The organism is Cryobacterium sp. Y29 (assembly GCF_002929825.1).
GTDB lineage: Bacteria > Actinomycetota > Actinomycetes > Actinomycetales > Microbacteriaceae > Cryobacterium.
The window spans coordinates 116221-131726 of sequence record NZ_PJJN01000037.1 but is presented as its reverse complement, the minus strand read 5'-3'; the positions used below and the strand labels follow the sequence as shown (position 1 = coordinate 131726).

Genomic DNA, 15506 nt, shown 5'->3' with positions numbered 1-15506 from the left:
GCACCAAACCCAAGGAGATCGCTTTGGCCGTACGACCCGCCACGACCGGCTCCCGCACCGGCAAGGCAGCGCCCGCGCGACCGAATAAAGGTACCGTCATTCCCCAGCTCGGCTGGCATGAGGTGCGTCCGGCCCCGATCGTGCTCGTCTCCGGCACCGAAACGTTCCTCGCCGAGAGAGCCATCCGCCAACTGCGGGAATTTCTCAAACGTGAAGACCCGAGCCTTGAAATCAGCGACGTGCAGGCCGACAGCTACGCGCCGGGTGAGCTGCTCACCCTCGCAAGCCCGTCGCTGTTCGGCGAGCCGCGGCTGATTCGGGTCAGCAATGTCGAAAAATGCAGCGACATTTTTCTCACCGAGGCGCTGGACTACCTGGAGAACCCGGCCGAGGATACCTACGTCGTGCTGCGGCACGGCGGGGGAGTGCGTGGCAAGAAACTACTCGACACCATCCGCGGCGGTCGTGGCGGCGCGATCGAAGTCGTCTGCAGCGAACTCAAGAAAGACACCGAGAAATACGAGTTTGCGTCGAACGAGTTCAAGGCGGCCGGCAAACGCGTCACGGTCAGTGCGCTCCGCCAGCTCGTCGCAGCGTTTTCTGACGACCTGGCCGAACTCTCCGCCGCCTGCCAGCAGCTCATCTCTGACGCGACGAGCGAGGTGACCGAAACTACGGTCGATCGTTATTACGGCGGTCGGGTCGAAACGAACGCGTTCAAAGTAGCCGACTGGGCCATCGCCGGCCGCAACGGTGAGGCCCTGGTGACTCTGCGCCACGCTCTGTCTTCGGGGGCCGATCCGGTGCCCATCGTCGCGGCGTTCGCCATGAAGATTCGCACCATGGCCAAGGTGTTTGGTGCCCGCGGCGGGTCAGCGCAGCTCGGCGCACAATTCGGCCTGGCCCCGTGGCAGGTGGAACGCGCGCAAAAAGACCTGCGCGGCTGGAGCGACGAGGGCCTTGCCCGCTGTATCCTCGCGCTGGCCGAAACGGATGCCGCGGTGAAGGGTGCCGGGCGCGACCCGGTGTTCGCGCTGGAACGCCTGATCGGCGTGATCGCTCGTCGCGGCGAGCACTAGCGGTTGCCGGTGCATCGTGGCACCAGACTTCAGCGGTCGCCGGCGTCGGCAACCGTGATGCTCGCGCGGTTCAGGTAGAGCCACACTCCCTGTTGAAAACTCGGATTGCCGCACACCCGGCTGGCCACCCAGACCGGCAGCAGGGTCGACGAACTGGCCATGTCGGTCGACTTGGCCAAGGCCTCGAACGATGACGGCAGGCCCGGGCAGTATTCGAGTTGCACTCGCCCGCTGATCTCGGTGAACTGCACCGACACCGGCCGTTCGGCGGGCGGCGCCAGAATGCGTACTGCTCCGAGCACGGCAACGGCCAGCAGGGCGGCGACGGCGAACACCGCACCGAGCCTCGAGAGCGAGCGGACGCGGCGGGCAATGCGCGCCTGCCGCCCGGGTTTGAGACCTTCGGGGTCGTGCTGTCCGGTCACGGCCGCACTGAGGTAGAACGAGATTCCAATGATTAGAAGCACGATCGAAACCAGCGAGATCAGCAGCTGGTTGCGCATACTGCCGAACACTGCATCGTTCGTGTTGACAGCCAGCCACACCGCGACGGCGAAGGCTACGGCGCTGAGCAACGCGGCGACAAAACGAGCGTGCGCCCGGTGATGCGGGGCGTTGTCGGCGGTGCTGAAACTGGCCGGTGGGGTGCTCGTCACCGCGTCAGTCTAGTGGGGTTGCTGGCCCCGCTACGCGGACCAGCGAGTTATGCCGGGCCCCACGTCACGAACAAAAACCCCCCGCCGGTGAGACGGGGGGTTTCTGTGCGACGAGGGGCGTCATCCGCTCGCTGGGAGCCGAGACAGTTTCCTCACGTGCGGGTGTCGATTAGACGAGTGCGGAAACGGCCTTCGCGATGGCCGACTTCTTGTTCGCAGCCTGGTTCTGGTGGATGACACCCTTGCTGACGGCCTTGTCGAGCTTCTTGGAAGCAAAGGCGAGACCGACGACGGCCTTGTCCTTGTCGCCGGCGGCAATCGCGGTACGAGTCGCGCGAATCGCGGACTTGAACTCACTCTTGACGGCCTTGTTGCGCTCCTGGGCCTTCTTGTTGGTGCCAATTCGCTTGATCTGCGACTTGATATTTGCCACGTTGTTTACGCTTTCGTTAGGTTCTAGTATGGACAGCCGCTGAGCGGGTAGAGGGCGCTCAAGCGGCGAAAATCGTGCGGGGTGGGACCCGACACGCAAGCCAACCACTAACAGTACCAGTAATCGCCTGCGCTCCCAAACGCGCCTCAGTCTGCTGAAGGATGACCGCGCTCGATAAGGGCGGGCGCTACGCCGGTGACCGCAGCGGCTAGTCGTATCGGGGACGCACACGGATGCTGCGACTTCAGACCGGGCGCGGCCGCGCCGACACCTGACCGGCAACCCGCAACAGGATCGTCGTGAAACGCTCGGGCTGGGCCAGGCTTGCCAGATGTGTCGCCCCGTGCACCACGACGACCTTCCCGTTGCGGCAGGCGGCGAGGAAGCGCCGCTCGTTCAACCGAAAATGATCGAGCGCGCCATTGACCAACCAGATCGGCCCCGGATACGCGGCCAGGCTGGCCAGCGGGGTCAGCGTCGAGGTCGCGCGCAGCCCGGAATCCATCACGTCGAGAGCGGCGCCGCCCGCGAGTACGTCGTGTGCCCCGGCGGAAGGCAGCATGAGGTGCACCATAGCCTCGTGCAGCCATAAGCCCCGATCGGGCAGGCGATGAATCCAACGGGCCAGGAGTCGATACCCCTCGAGCAACATTCCCTTCGGCACGGCGCTACAGCCCGCAGCCACCAGCCCGGCCACGCGATCAGGGTGCGCTCCGGCGTAGGCCACGGCGTAGTAGCCGCCGAGCGAGAGCCCGACCAGCAGCACCCGGCCGCCGAGGTCCGCCACTCCGTCGTCGATGGCGGCGAGCGCGGCCGGCACCGTGAACGGCTCGCTCATCCGCTGTCCGTGTCCCGGCAGATCGATCGCGAGCACGGGATACCCGGCCGTACGCAATCGCTCCTCTTGAAAACGCCACATCGTGGCCGAGGTGCGGATGCCGTGCACGAGCAGAACCGGCACGGGGGCCTTGGGAGTCGCCATGCCCGTGAGCCTAGCCAGCCGCGGGGCCAGTCAGCTGGGCGTCTGCCCCGGGCTGCGCCAAACCTGTTTGATTCGCCCGAAAGGTTGCCCCAGCCGGCAGCACGCTGGCGACCCTCACGGGGGCGTAGTCCACGCCTGGCGGGGCGAGCATACTGGTGCAAAGTTGCCCTCCCGTTCGACGCCACCAGTCGCGTCGAACGTCAACGTGCACCGAGCGTGGAAGAATGGGTGCACTATGTCACCTCGAGCCCTTCACGCGCTGGAACCGGCCGCCACGGCCCCCGAGTTCATCCGCAACTTTTGCATCATCGCCCACATCGACCATGGCAAGTCGACGCTCGCCGACCGGATGCTGCAGATCACCGGCGTCGTCGACGAGCGTTCCATGCGGGCCCAGTACCTGGACCGCATGGATATCGAGCGTGAACGCGGCATCACCATCAAGAGCCAGGCCGTGCGCATGCCGTGGGAGCTGGACGGCGTCACCTACGCGCTGAACATGATCGACACCCCCGGCCACGTCGACTTCACCTACGAGGTTTCACGCAGCCTCGCCGCCTGCGAGGGCGCTATTCTGCTCGTCGACGCGGCCCAGGGCATCGAAGCCCAGACCCTCGCCAACCTCTACCTCGCCCTCGAGAACGATCTCACGATCATCCCGGTGCTCAACAAGATCGATCTGCCGGCCGCCGACCCCGACAAGTACGCCCGTGAACTGGCGAGCCTCATCGGGGGCCGGCCCGAAGACGTGCTGCGCGTGTCCGGCAAGACCGGCGCCGGGGTGCAGGAACTGCTTGACCTCGCCACCACGATGATTCCGGCCCCGAAGGGCAACCCGGATGCTGCCGCCCGCGCCATGATCTTCGACTCGGTCTATGACAGCTACCGCGGCGTCGTCACCTACGTGCGCATGATCGACGGGCACCTGAAGGCGCACGAAAAAATCCAGATGATGTCGACCAGGGCGACCCACGAGATCCTCGAGATCGGCGTCATCTCGCCCGAACCGATCGAGAGTAAGGGACTCAAAGTCGGCGAGGTCGGCTACCTGATCACCGGCGTGAAGGACGTTCGACAGTCCAAGGTCGGCGACACCATCACGACCGCCCTGCGCCCGGCGACCGACGCACTGCCCGGCTACAACGAACCGCAGCCCATGGTGTTCTCCGGGCTGTACCCCATCGATGGCAGCGATTACCCGGCGCTGCGCGAGGCCCTCGACAAGCTCAAGCTCTCCGACGCGAGTCTCGGCTACGAGCCGGAGACCTCCGTCGCCCTCGGTTTCGGGTTTCGCTGTGGCTTCCTCGGCCTTCTTCACCTCGAGATCATCACCGAACGCCTCGAGCGTGAATTCAACATCGACCTGATCACGACGGCGCCCAGCGTGCCATACGAGGTCACCACCGACGACAAACGCACCGTCACGGTCACCAACCCGAGCGAATACCCCACCGGAAAGATCGCCAAGGTGCTCGAACCCATGGTCAAGGCCGCCATCCTCGCGCCGAAAGACTACGTCGGCGTCATTATGGAGCTGTGCCAGAGCCGCCGCGGCACGCTTCTCGGTATGGAATACCTCGGCGAAGACCGCGTCGAGATTCGCTACACGATGCCGCTGGGGGAGATCGTGTTCGACTTCTTTGACATGCTCAAGGGCCGCACCGCCGGCTACGCCTCACTCGACTACGAGCCCTCCGGCGAGCAGGAAGCCGACCTCGTCAAGGTCGACATCCTGCTGCAGGGCGAGCAGGTTGACGCGTTTTCTGCCATTGTTCACCGGGACAAGGCCTATGCCTACGGCGCTCTCATGACCGGGCGCCTGCGCAAACTCATTCCGCGCCAGCAGTTCGAGGTGCCCATCCAGGCCGCGATCGGCGCCCACATCATCGCCCGCGAGAGCATTTCGGCGATGCGTAAAGACGTGCTCGCCAAGTGCTATGGCGGTGATATCTCGCGCAAGCGCAAACTGCTGGAGAAGCAGAAAGAGGGCAAGAAGCGCATGAAGATGGTCGGCCGGGTCGAAGTTCCCCAGGAAGCGTTCATCGCGGCACTGTCGGGGGACATTGAGACGAAAGACAAGAAGTAAAACAGATGCGCAGGGCTACTTTCACCGACGCCGCCGTCAGCTACGCTGCCATCGGCGGCACGTTGGCGCCCGACCTGATGAGCTATCCGCCCAAGGGTTACCGCCCTATGGAACAGAGCGTGAAGCTGGGCAGTTCCCACGAACGGTTCGAAGCCGCGACCAAGTTGCTGATGACGTGGGGAATCCAGCGCGGCAGCGGCATGGAGGTGACCGATCTTGAGAACGGTACCGGCGTGCAGTACACCCCGGTCACCTTTCAAGCCGACGGCACCCCTGCAGTCGGGCAGCAGCATCCGGTCAATGAAGCGACTTTCGCAGACGACGGCACGCCATATATCGCCAACGGTATGACCGCGGCGTTGAAAATGAAGGTCTGGCTCTTCGCCGTGACCGCGCCGGTGCGCGTGGTCTACGTTATCGACGAGGCCGCCCGCATCGGGTTCGCGTACGGAACTCTGACCGGTCACCCCGAGAGCGGCGAAGAATCCTTCATCGTCGAACACCGGGACGACGACTCGGTCTGGCTGACCATCCGCTCCTTCTCGCGGGCCAGCACCTGGTACTACCGCCTGGCTTGGCCGGTGCTGCGCTTTCAGCAGGCGAAATTCACCAAGCTATACCTGCGGGCCCTGCATCCCGTCGGCGCGATCAAATAACGCGCATCACATAACGAACGTACTGGAGCTTTACCCATGGCCGGACCCCACCCCGTCGGCGACCCAGCACCCGCCGACGGACTCCTTCCCGCGTCGGCGGCCGTCAGTGCGGCCGAACGCGATTTCGGTGTGTACCTGCACGTGCCGTTCTGCCGGGTGCGCTGCGGCTATTGCGACTTCAATACCTACACGGCGACCGAACTACGCGGCGTCAAACAAAGCGACTATGCCAGCCAGGCCGTGCTCGAGGTCGAGGCAGCCGCGCGTATCCTCACCGCGTCGGACGTGCCGGCACGCGAAGTCACCACGGTCTTCTTCGGGGGAGGCACGCCGACGCTACTGCCGGTGACCGACCTGACCCGCATGCTCGCTGCGGTGCGCGCGCAGTGGGGTTTACAGGACGGCGCCGAGGTGACCACCGAGGCGAATCCCGACTCGGTCGACGCCGCCTACCTCGGTGCCCTCGCCGATGCCGGCTTCACGCGCGTGTCGTTCGGCATGCAGTCTGCCGTGCCGCACGTGCTCGCCACGCTGGAGCGCACCCACGACCCCGAGCGGGTGCCGCTCGTCGTGGAGTGGGCCCGCGCCGCCGGGCTCGACGTGAGCCTCGACCTGATCTACGGCACGCCGGGGGAGTCCCTCGCGAACTGGCGCACGAGTCTCGAACAGGCGCTCAGTTTGCATCCCGACCACCTGAGCGCCTATTCGCTCATTGTCGAAGACGGTACCAAGCTCGCCCGGCAGATTCGCCGCGGCGAGATCGCTCCGACCGACGACGATCAGCAGGCTGACTTTTACGAGCTGGCCGACGAACTTCTCGCCGCCGCCGGGTACGACTGGTACGAGGTCAGCAACTGGGCGACGAGCGACGCCCACAGATCCCGGCACAACCTCGCCTACTGGACCGGCCAGGACTGGTGGGGCGTCGGCCCCGGCGCCCACAGCCACGTCGGCGGCGTGCGCTGGTGGAACGTCAAGCATCCGGCCGCCTATTCCGAACGGATGCGGGACGGCCTGTCGCCGGCCGCTGGTCGCGAGACGCTCGACGCGCCCACCCGTGAGCTCGAACGCATCCTCTTGCAGAGCCGGATCCGCTCCGGGATCCCGGTCGCGTCGCTGTCGGCGACCGGGCGTGTCGAGGTTGCCGGTCTGATCGCCGACGAACTCATCAACGCCAAAGCCGCCCTTGCCGGAACAGTAGAACTGACCCTACGCGGGCGACTCCTGGCCGACGCTGTGGTGCGGCGTCTCAGCGATTAGCTGAAGAATTTGATCGTGAGCGGGTAGGCGTAGCCCTGGCCGCGATTGGCTGCCAGCGCGGCCAGGATCGAGAAAATGATGCCGAGGGCGAAGGCGACCGGCAGAATCAGGTATCCGATCAGGATGCTCGTCAACGCGCTTCCCACCACATAGACGATCGTCAGGGTGATCTGAAAATTCAGCGCCGTTGCGCTGTGGGCGCGAATGAACGGACCACGATCGCGCAGCATGAGGTAACCGATGAGGCCGGGTAGAAAAACGAGCAGAATGCCGCCGACGTGAATCAAAGTCGCCCACATCTTCTCGTCTGCCGGGCTCATCGGCTGGCGAGGGATATTTTGCGAGTAGGGATTTTGCGGCGGGGTGGATTCATAGGGGTTCGTGCGCGGATCGTTCTCGGACATGTGGTCTCCTGTTCGAGTAAGTTGGTCTGGTCGCAGCAGTTCCGGCGCTTGGTCACCGGAGCCACTCATACAGTCGTGCAGTGGCCACGCCTGCCGCCTCCAGACTAACCGTGCCCGTGGTGAACTGACCGGAATCGACCACGGATATCGGTCGTTCCGGCCGTCCCATGGCTTTTTCGACGTTCGGTTCACGATTGTGTGGGTCGTTCAAAGATTGTGACTATGGATCGCTCGTGATCGTCCCCTTCACTGAACGTGCTGGGTGCTATACGCGTAATTAAACCCTCGCTTCGAACGGCTGGCAATGGGTCTGCTCAGGCAGTCGCGATATGATTAGCAGTCAATGGATGCGAGTGCCAGCGATGTGCTGGCAAACGTACCTTCCCGTGTGACCCTTAGAGCGCGCGGTAAGCGGCATCCGCAGAACTCAAGCTGGACCTCACGAATCAGGAAGGTGGGCGCAATGGTTTCCGACCGTGGCCTCGATGTGTTGCGCGTCATCGTGCAGGACTACGTTGCCTCTCGTGAACCCGTCGGCTCCAAATCCATCGTTGATCGGCACGCCTTCGGCGTCTCCGCTGCCACCATTCGTAACGACATGGCCCTCCTCGAAGAAGAAGACCTGATCGCAGCGCCGCACACCTCGTCGGGGCGCATCCCCACCGATAAGGGCTACCGAGTTTTCGTCGACCACCTCGCTGATCTGCGGCCACTGACGCCGGCGCAACGTCAAGCCATTGAAACCTTTCTGGGTCACTCCGCCGACCTTGACGAGGTACTCGTGCGCAGTGTGCGACTGCTCTCCCAGCTCACTCATCAGGTCGCGCTCGTGCAATATCCCTCTGTGTCTCGCGCCAAGGTGCGGCACATCGAGTTCGTGCCGCTGACCGAGACGCGTATCCTGTCGGTGCTGATCACTGATTCCGGCGGGGTGGAACAACGCGTGATCGATCTGCCGCGGGCGCTCGATGAGCAGACCCTCGTCGAAGTACGCACCCGACTCAATGTCGCTGTCGTTGGACTCGGCATGGTCGAGGCCAGAGCCGCCCTCGCCGCGAGCGTCTGGCCGGGCGCGCCGATGCTGCAACCGCTCATCGACCTCATCACGAACACCCTCGCCGACCAAATCGGCGCCAACCGCCAGGATAAACTCGTCATGGCGGGAGCAGCGAACCTTGTGCGCACCGAGGAAGATTTCTCCGGCAGCATCTACCCGGTACTCGAAGCCATCGAAGAGCAGGTGGTGTTGCTGCGACTGTTCGGCGAAATGGAGACCGACCAGCACGGAGTTTCGGTGAGCATCGGCCGGGAGAACGCGGCGTTCGGCCTTCCCGAAGCAAGCGTGTTGACCAGCGGCTACACCGCGAACGGTAACCTCGCCCGCCTGGGCGTGCTTGGTCCCACGCGCATGGATTACTCCAATAACATGGCGGCGGTGCGCGCCGTCGCTCGCTACCTCTCCCGCCTGCTCGGCGAGACCTAAAGCTGTTGTCGCCTCGGCGGCAGAGACCACATCACCAGAACCAGAACCATATTCATAAAAAACTCAAGGAGAGCCACCTTTGGCTGACCACTACGAAGCTCTCGGCGTTGACCGCGACGCAACCACCGACCAAATCAAAAAGGCCTATCGCCGCCTTGCCCGTGAACTGCACCCCGACGTGAACCCCGGCGCTGAAGCGTCGGAACGGTTTAAAAGCATCACCCATGCCTATGACGTGCTGAGCGATGCGAAACAGCGTCAGAAATACGACCAGGGCGGCGGTCAGAACGGCGGGTTCGACGGCCAGAACTTCGGCAACTTCGGCGACATCTTCGAGACCTTCTTCGGCGGAGGAGGCGGCAGCAGCCGCGGTCCACGGTCGCGCCGCGAACGCGGCCAGGACGCCCTCATCCGGGTTGAACTCGACCTCGATGAGGTCATCTTCGGCACGCATCGCGACCTCGAGGTCGACACCGCGATCGTTTGTGACACCTGCAAGGGCTCCTGCTGCGCCCCCGGCACATCACCGATCACCTGCGACATCTGCCACGGTACCGGCAGTATTCAGCGCGCCGTTCGGTCTCTGCTCGGCAACGTGATGACGTCGAGCCCGTGCGGCTCCTGCCGCGGTTTCGGCACTATCATCGCGACGCCGTGCATGACCTGCTCCGGGCAGGGCCGCGTGCGCGCCCGGCGCACGGTTCCGGTGGACATTCCGGCCGGAGTCGACACCGGCCTGCGCCTGCAGATGCCCGGCAGCGGAGAAGCCGGTCCCGCCGCCGGCCCGAATGGTGACCTCTACCTCGAGATGAAGGTGCGCCACCACGACGTGTTCAGTCGCGACGGCGACGACCTCATGTGCTCGCTCGACGTGTCGATGACGAGCGCAATTCTTGGCACCAACGTCACCGTGAAAGCCCTCGACGGTGATATCGAAGTGGAGATTCGCGCTGGTTCGCAAAGCTCAGAAGTGCTCACGATCAAGGACCGTGGCATCACCAAGCTGCGAGGCAACGGGCGAGGCGACCTAAAGATCGGCATCCACGTGCTTACACCGACCAAGCTCGACCACAAGGAACGCGACCTGATCGAGCAGTTCGCTGCCCGTTATGCAGCGCCTGCGCCCACCCTGAGCCAGTACCAGCAGGGTTTGTTCGCGAAGCTGCGCGACCGGTTCCTCGGCTGACGTGGCACATTTTTATCTGCAGGAGACGCTCCGGGCGGCACAGTGTCGCCCGGGGGACGTCGTTTCTGTTGATGGCGCCGAGGCGCGGCACGCGGTCACGGTCAGCCGGGTTCGTCCCGGAGACCGGCTGCGCTTAGGCAATGGAGCCGGGTTGCTGCTGCAGGGTACGGTGCTGACGGCGGAAGCCACGGTGTTGACCCTGCGCGTGGATGACGCGAGCGAGACCGCGGCGGCGTCGCCGCGCATCCGTTTGGTGCAGGCCCTCGCCAAGGGTGATCGCGACGAGCTTGCCGTACAAGCCGCCACCGAACTCGGTGTCGACGGCGTCATTCCCTGGGCCGCATCCCGTTCCATCACCAAATGGGAGGGCCCGAAGTTAGCCAAAGGCCACGAACGCTGGATCAGCATTGTGCGCGAGGCCAGCAAGCAGTCCATTCGGGCCTGGCTGCCGGGCGTCGCGCCGCTCGCCAGCACCAAACAACTGGCCGTGCTCGCTGCCACCACGCGGATGCTGCTGCTCGAGCCGTCCGCGAGCGGTCGCCTCACCGAGGTGGCCGCGCCCACCGACGACCGCGACATTCTGCTCGTCGTCGGGCCCGAGGGCGGAATCTCCCCGGCCGAGCTGCTCCTGCTGGAACAAGCCGGCGCGACCCAGGTGCGCCTCGGTGACACCGTGCTTCGCACGTCGACCGCCGGTCCCGCTGCCCTCGCAATCCTCAATGCGACCTTCGGCCGCTGGTAGCGCCGCTTAAGATAGAGGCATGTCTTCTTCCGGTTTTGAACCGACCATTTTCAGCCGCATTATCGCGCGTGAGATTCCAGCGACGATCGTCGCCGAGACCGAACACATCATCGCGTTCCTCGACATTGCCCCGAAAGCTCCGGTGCACGTCGTCATCACCACCAAAGACCCGCAGTATCAGAACGTCGTCGAACTGGCCGCAGGCAACCCGGCCCTTCTGGCCGAACTCGTCTCGGTAGCCGAGCGCATCGCTGCCGAACGAACCAACGGGCAGTTCCGCCTCGTCTTCAACACCGGGGCGACCGCCGGCCAGACCGTGTTCCACGTGCACGCCCACGTGCTGGGCAGTCAGGAACCGACCGAATCTCTGGGGGAGGACTCGCTTGGCGCCCTCTGAGCCCCACAACGCGAAATCCGGCAACTCCGCCGCCAGCGGCAACACCGAGTTGCGCTTCACCGTCGACGGCGTTGCCATGGTGCGCCTGCTCGGGCCCGAAGATCGCTACCTGAGTACCATCGAGGCTGCCCACCCCCGGGTGGACGTGCACGTGCGCGGCAACGAGGTCACCCTGAGCGGCACGGCTGGCGAGGTGGCGGCAGTGCGTCGGCTGATCGAGGAACTGCAACTGGCACTGCGCACTGGCCATGATCTCGGCGAGACCGAGGTCGCCACGTCAGCGCGGATGCTCGCTGCCGACAGTTCCGTGAGTCCATCCGCCCAACTGGGCGCCCCCATCCTCACGGCACGGAACAAGAGCATTCGGGCCAAGTCGATTGGGCAGAAGGATTATGTCGACGCGATCGACGACAACACGATCGTATTCGGCATCGGCCCGGCCGGAACCGGCAAGACCTATCTGGCCATGGCCAAAGCGGTACGGGCGCTGCAGAACAAAGAGGTCGAGCGCATCATCCTGACTCGCCCGGCCGTGGAGGCTGGGGAACGATTGGGTTTTCTGCCCGGCACCCTCACCGACAAGATCGACCCGTACCTGCGCCCGCTCTACGATGCGCTCGGCGAAATGCTCGACCCCGAGCTCATTCCCAAATTACTCGCTGCTGGCACGATCGAGGTGGCGCCGCTGGCCTACATGCGCGGGCGCACCCTCAACGCGAGCTTCGTCGTGCTCGACGAAGCCCAGAACACCACGCCGGAGCAGATGAAGATGTTCCTGACCCGCCTGGGGTTCGGCTCGAAGATGGTCATCACCGGAGACGTCACCCAGATCGACCTGCCAGCCGGCACGAGCGGCCTGAAACTGGTCACGCGCGTGCTCGACGGGGTCGACGACATCCACTTTGCATATTTGACCAGCGCCGATGTCGTGAGGCACTCGCTTGTTGGGCGCATCGTCGATGCCTACACCGAGTACGACGCGCAGAAGCAGGCCCTTCGCCAAGAGACGGCTGAAGCCCGAGAATTTGCCACCCGTGGCCCCCAGCGCACGAGCGCTTCGGGCCGCACGCCGAAACGGAGTTCCAGTTGAGCATCGAAGTTAACAACGAGTCGGCTATCCCGGTCGATGAAGCCGCAATTTTACGCCTCGCTGCCTTCGCGCTCGACACCATGCACGTGCACGCCGATGCCGAGCTTGCCATCGTGCTCGTCGATGAGGGTGCCATGGAACAGCTGCACGTGCAGTGGATGGATGAACCCGGCCCCACCGACGTGCTGAGCTTCCCGATGGACGAACTGCGCCCCGGTACCGAGGAGGAGGAAACCCCGCCGGGTCTGCTCGGTGACATTGTGCTCTGTCCGCAAGTCGCCAAGGAGCAGGCGGAAACCGCCGGCCACAGTACTCTCGATGAATTGCTGCTGCTCACCACCCACGGCGTGCTGCACCTGCTCGGCTTTGATCACGCGGAACCGGCTGAGGAGAAGGAGATGTTCGGTATTCAGCGCGATATCCTCATCGGTTTCGCCATGCAGGAACGACAACGCCACTGATGCACATCGTCTGGTTCATTTACCCGGCCGTGGTCCTGGTCGTTTTTGCCGGACTGATGGCCGCCGTTGACGCCGCGATCATGACTCAGTCCCGGGCGGACATCGCGAGCATGGTGGCGCATCATCGCGCCAAACGGTCATTACAGGCCATCGCCGACGATGCCGGCGCGCACCTGAACGCGATCAATTTCATACGGATCACCGCCGAGACCACGGCCGCCGTCCTGGTCACCCTGGTCTTCGCGACCACGATCGAGGCCGTGTGGCTCGCTTTGCTGCTGTCGGCGCTCATCATGACCTCGGTGTCGTTTGTGCTCGTCGGTGCCAGCCCGCGCAGCGTCGGACGGGCCCACCCGGTCGGCTTGCTGGCCGCGACTGCGTTGCTCGTGCACGTCGGACGCGTTCTGCTTGGACCCATCGCGAATGCCCTCGTCGCCCTCGGTAACCGGGTCACGCCCGGGCGCACCAAGCTCGCGACATTCACCTCCGAAGACCAGCTGCTCAGCATGGTGGACGAGGCCACCGAGCTGGATGTGATCGAAGAAGACGACCGCGAACTCATCCACTCCATCTTCGAGTTCAGTGAGACGGTCGTGCGTGAGGTGATGATTCCGCGCACCGACATGATCACCATCGACGCTGACGTCAGTATCGATGCGGCGATGGGTCTGTTCCTCAGCAGCGGCACGTCGCGCCTGCCCGTGTTGGATGGTGAGGTCGACGACGTCGCCGGCATTCTCTATCTGCGTGATGTGGCCCGACTGGTCTTCGAGCGGCCGATCAACGCGCTTCAGCTCACCGTGGCCGACCTGGCTCGGCCGGCCGTGTTCGTGCCGGAGTCGAAGAAGGCCGACGACATGCTGCGGCAGATGCAGTTGGAGTCCAACCACCTGGCCATGGTCGTCGACGAGTACGGTGGAATCGCCGGACTGCTCACCCTCGAAGACCTGATCGAGGAGCTCGTCGGCGACATTTCCGACGAGTACGACCGTGACGTAGTCGAGGTCGAAGACCTCGGTGACGGGCATTTTCGGGTGAGTGCTCGACTGCCGGTCGACGAACTGGGGGAGCTGTTCGATCTCGAACTCGACGATGACGACGTCGACTCGGTGGGTGGTCTGCTGGCCAAGGCCCTCGGGCGACTTCCCGTTGCCGGGTCGGTCGCTTCGGTCAGTGGGCTCAACCTCACCGCCGAGCGCACCGAAGGCCGCCGCAAGCGCATCAGCACCGTGCTGGTGGAGCGAGACCAGGCCTTGATCAATGCGCAAACAGCATTCCTCACGGTAACGAACAACAGCACAGTGTTTGATGATGAAGGAGAACGGTCATGACCGGAGCAACCGAGCCCCACCCGAGCGGGTACCGAGCAGGATTCGTCTCGTTCGTGGGACGTCCCAACGTGGGCAAGTCCACCCTGACGAACGCGCTGGTGGGCGAGAAAGTTGCGATCACCTCATCGAAGCCGCAAACCACCCGCCGCGCCATTCGCGGCATCGTGCACCAGAAAAATGGCCAGCTCATCCTGGTCGACACCCCCGGTATCCACCGTCCGCGCACCCTTCTCGGTGAACGACTCAACAGCCTCGTCACCGCGACCCTGGCCGGCGTCGACGTGATCGGTCTCTGCATCCCGGCCAACGAGCCGATCGGTCCGGGGGACAAATTCATCAACGAGCAACTGGATGACTTCCCCCGTGCAAAAAAGGTCGCCATCGTCACCAAGATTGATGCGTCCTCCAAAACCAACGTCGCCAACCAGTTGCTCGCTGTTTCGCAGCTGCGGGACTGGGAGGCGATCGTTCCGATTTCCTCCACCAGCCGCATCCAGCTGGACATTCTCGCAACCGAACTGCTGCGCCTGCTGCCGTACGCGGATGCCCCGCTATACCCAGCCGACGCCGTCACGGACGAGACCCTTGAGTCGCGCATCTCGGAGTTCATTCGTGAGGCCGCCCTCGAGGGAGTCACCGACGAGCTGCCGCACTCGATCGCCGTGACCATCGACGACATCATCGAGCGCGACGACCAGGAACTGGTCGAAATCTACGCCAACCTGTTTGTGGAACGGGACAGCCAGAAGGGCATCATCATCGGCAAGTCGGGCAGCCGACTGAAGGATGTCGGTACCCGCGCGCGCAAGCAGATCGAGCCCCTTGTCGGTAAGCGCGTCTTTCTCTCGCTGCGTGTGAAAATCGCCAAGGAATGGCAGCGCGACCCGAAGCAGCTCGGGCGCCTCGGTTTCTAACGCGCAGGGTGGTCACTTTGGGCGCTGCCCGCAATCGTCATCTCGTCCGAACGGTCTGACCAACCTGGCCACGACGTTCAAAAGCCGTGGTGAGGGGCACCCGGTCTCGGATCGTCACCGTAAGGCTCGTTGCGAGTGCTATCGAGTGACGCGCGGCCGTCAGGGTTGCCCGTTCGCGGCCTCTGTTCTGAAAAGCCGTGTCCGGTTCAGCGGAGGCCTGTCCAGGCAGGTTGTTTGTCAGGCCGTCGGCGACAGACCCTGACACCGCATGTTCACGCAGCGAAAGCACCGTTAGTGGATTGATGTGTGACGCCGCAGATGGGGTTACACGTATTTATCGTTTTTT

General features: G+C 64.1%; 16 protein-coding genes. 12 read left to right on the top strand and 4 right to left on the bottom strand.

What is annotated here, in order from left to right; genetic code table 11:
• Positions 1 to 23: 23 nt before the first annotated feature.
• Positions 24 to 1079: a DNA polymerase III subunit delta gene (holA, locus tag CXY74_RS15625; protein WP_104201280.1), complete on the top strand. Its 1056-nt coding sequence runs from the start codon at positions 24 to 26 to the stop codon at positions 1077 to 1079.
• 29 nt (positions 1080 to 1108) lie between these two features.
• Here the strand turns inward: holA and CXY74_RS15620 are convergent, their stop codons facing one another.
• From CXY74_RS15620 to CXY74_RS15610, 3 genes are all read right to left on the bottom strand, one after another.
• Entirely contained in the window at positions 1109 to 1735 is a 627-nt protein-coding gene (locus CXY74_RS15620; RefSeq protein ID WP_104201279.1) for a hypothetical protein, read from the bottom strand.
• 169 nt (positions 1736 to 1904) lie between these two features.
• The gene (rpsT, locus tag CXY74_RS15615; RefSeq protein ID WP_092339797.1) at positions 1905 to 2168 is read right to left on the bottom strand and encodes a 30S ribosomal protein S20; all 264 of its coding nucleotides are present in this window, start codon (positions 2166 to 2168) and stop codon (positions 1905 to 1907) included.
• 244 nt (positions 2169 to 2412) lie between these two features.
• Positions 2413 to 3150, bottom strand: a complete 738-nt coding sequence (locus tag CXY74_RS15610; protein WP_104201278.1) for an alpha/beta fold hydrolase — start codon at positions 3148 to 3150, stop codon at positions 2413 to 2415.
• A gap of 235 nt (positions 3151 to 3385) precedes the next feature.
• On the opposite strand from CXY74_RS15610, the gene lepA reads away from it, so the two are divergent.
• The 3 genes from lepA to hemW are packed head-to-tail and all read left to right on the top strand — an operon-like array spanning position 3386 to position 7152.
• On the top strand, positions 3386 to 5236 hold the full coding sequence (gene lepA / locus CXY74_RS15605; RefSeq protein ID WP_104201277.1) for a translation elongation factor 4: 1851 nt from the start codon (positions 3386 to 3388) through the stop codon (positions 5234 to 5236).
• Positions 5237 to 5241: 5 nt separating this feature from the next.
• The gene (locus CXY74_RS15600; protein WP_104201276.1) at positions 5242 to 5892 is read left to right on the top strand and encodes a DUF1990 family protein; all 651 of its coding nucleotides are present in this window, start codon (positions 5242 to 5244) and stop codon (positions 5890 to 5892) included.
• Positions 5893 to 5928: 36 nt separating this feature from the next.
• Positions 5929 to 7152: a radical SAM family heme chaperone HemW gene (hemW, locus tag CXY74_RS15595; RefSeq protein ID WP_104201275.1), complete on the top strand. Its 1224-nt coding sequence runs from the start codon at positions 5929 to 5931 to the stop codon at positions 7150 to 7152.
• Here hemW and CXY74_RS15590 read toward each other — a convergent pair.
• Positions 7149 to 7556, bottom strand: coding sequence for a DUF4870 domain-containing protein (locus tag CXY74_RS15590; RefSeq protein WP_233193452.1), 408 nt, complete (start codon positions 7554 to 7556; stop codon positions 7149 to 7151). The genes hemW and CXY74_RS15590 overlap by 4 nt on opposite strands.
• A gap of 463 nt (positions 7557 to 8019) precedes the next feature.
• Between CXY74_RS15590 and hrcA the strand changes: the two genes are divergently transcribed.
• The 8 genes from hrcA to era all read left to right on the top strand — a co-directional run bounded on the left by hrcA (position 8020) and on the right by era (position 15160).
• On the top strand, positions 8020 to 9039 hold the full coding sequence (gene hrcA / locus CXY74_RS15585) for a heat-inducible transcriptional repressor HrcA (protein ID WP_104201274.1): 1020 nt from the start codon (positions 8020 to 8022) through the stop codon (positions 9037 to 9039).
• 79 nt (positions 9040 to 9118) lie between these two features.
• Complete coding sequence (gene dnaJ, locus CXY74_RS15580) at positions 9119 to 10225, top strand: molecular chaperone DnaJ (RefSeq protein WP_104201273.1); 1107 nt, start codon at positions 9119 to 9121, stop codon at positions 10223 to 10225.
• Position 10226: 1 nt separating this feature from the next.
• Positions 10227 to 10967, top strand: coding sequence for a 16S rRNA (uracil(1498)-N(3))-methyltransferase (locus CXY74_RS15575; RefSeq protein ID WP_104201272.1), 741 nt, complete (start codon positions 10227 to 10229; stop codon positions 10965 to 10967).
• Positions 10968 to 10986: 19 nt separating this feature from the next.
• Positions 10987 to 11364 carry an HIT domain-containing protein gene (locus CXY74_RS15570; protein WP_104201271.1) on the top strand — a complete coding sequence of 126 codons (378 nt, stop codon included), beginning with the start codon at positions 10987 to 10989 and terminating at the stop codon, positions 11362 to 11364.
• A 76-nt stretch (positions 11365 to 11440) separates the two neighbouring features.
• Positions 11441 to 12454 carry a PhoH family protein gene (locus CXY74_RS15565; protein ID WP_104201537.1) on the top strand — a complete coding sequence of 338 codons (1014 nt, stop codon included), beginning with the start codon at positions 11441 to 11443 and terminating at the stop codon, positions 12452 to 12454.
• Positions 12451 to 12915 carry an rRNA maturation RNase YbeY gene (gene ybeY / locus CXY74_RS15560; RefSeq protein ID WP_104201270.1) on the top strand — a complete coding sequence of 155 codons (465 nt, stop codon included), beginning with the start codon at positions 12451 to 12453 and terminating at the stop codon, positions 12913 to 12915. The genes CXY74_RS15565 and ybeY overlap by 4 nt, the downstream gene beginning before the upstream one ends.
• Positions 12915 to 14246 (top strand): hemolysin family protein, encoded by a 1332-nt coding sequence (locus CXY74_RS15555; RefSeq protein ID WP_199183266.1) that lies wholly within the window; start codon positions 12915 to 12917, stop codon positions 14244 to 14246. Before ybeY ends, CXY74_RS15555 begins: the two co-directional genes overlap by 1 nt.
• Positions 14243 to 15160, top strand: coding sequence for a GTPase Era (gene era, locus CXY74_RS15550; RefSeq protein WP_104201268.1), 918 nt, complete (start codon positions 14243 to 14245; stop codon positions 15158 to 15160). The genes CXY74_RS15555 and era overlap by 4 nt, the downstream gene beginning before the upstream one ends.
• The last annotated feature ends 346 nt before the right edge of the window (positions 15161 to 15506 follow it).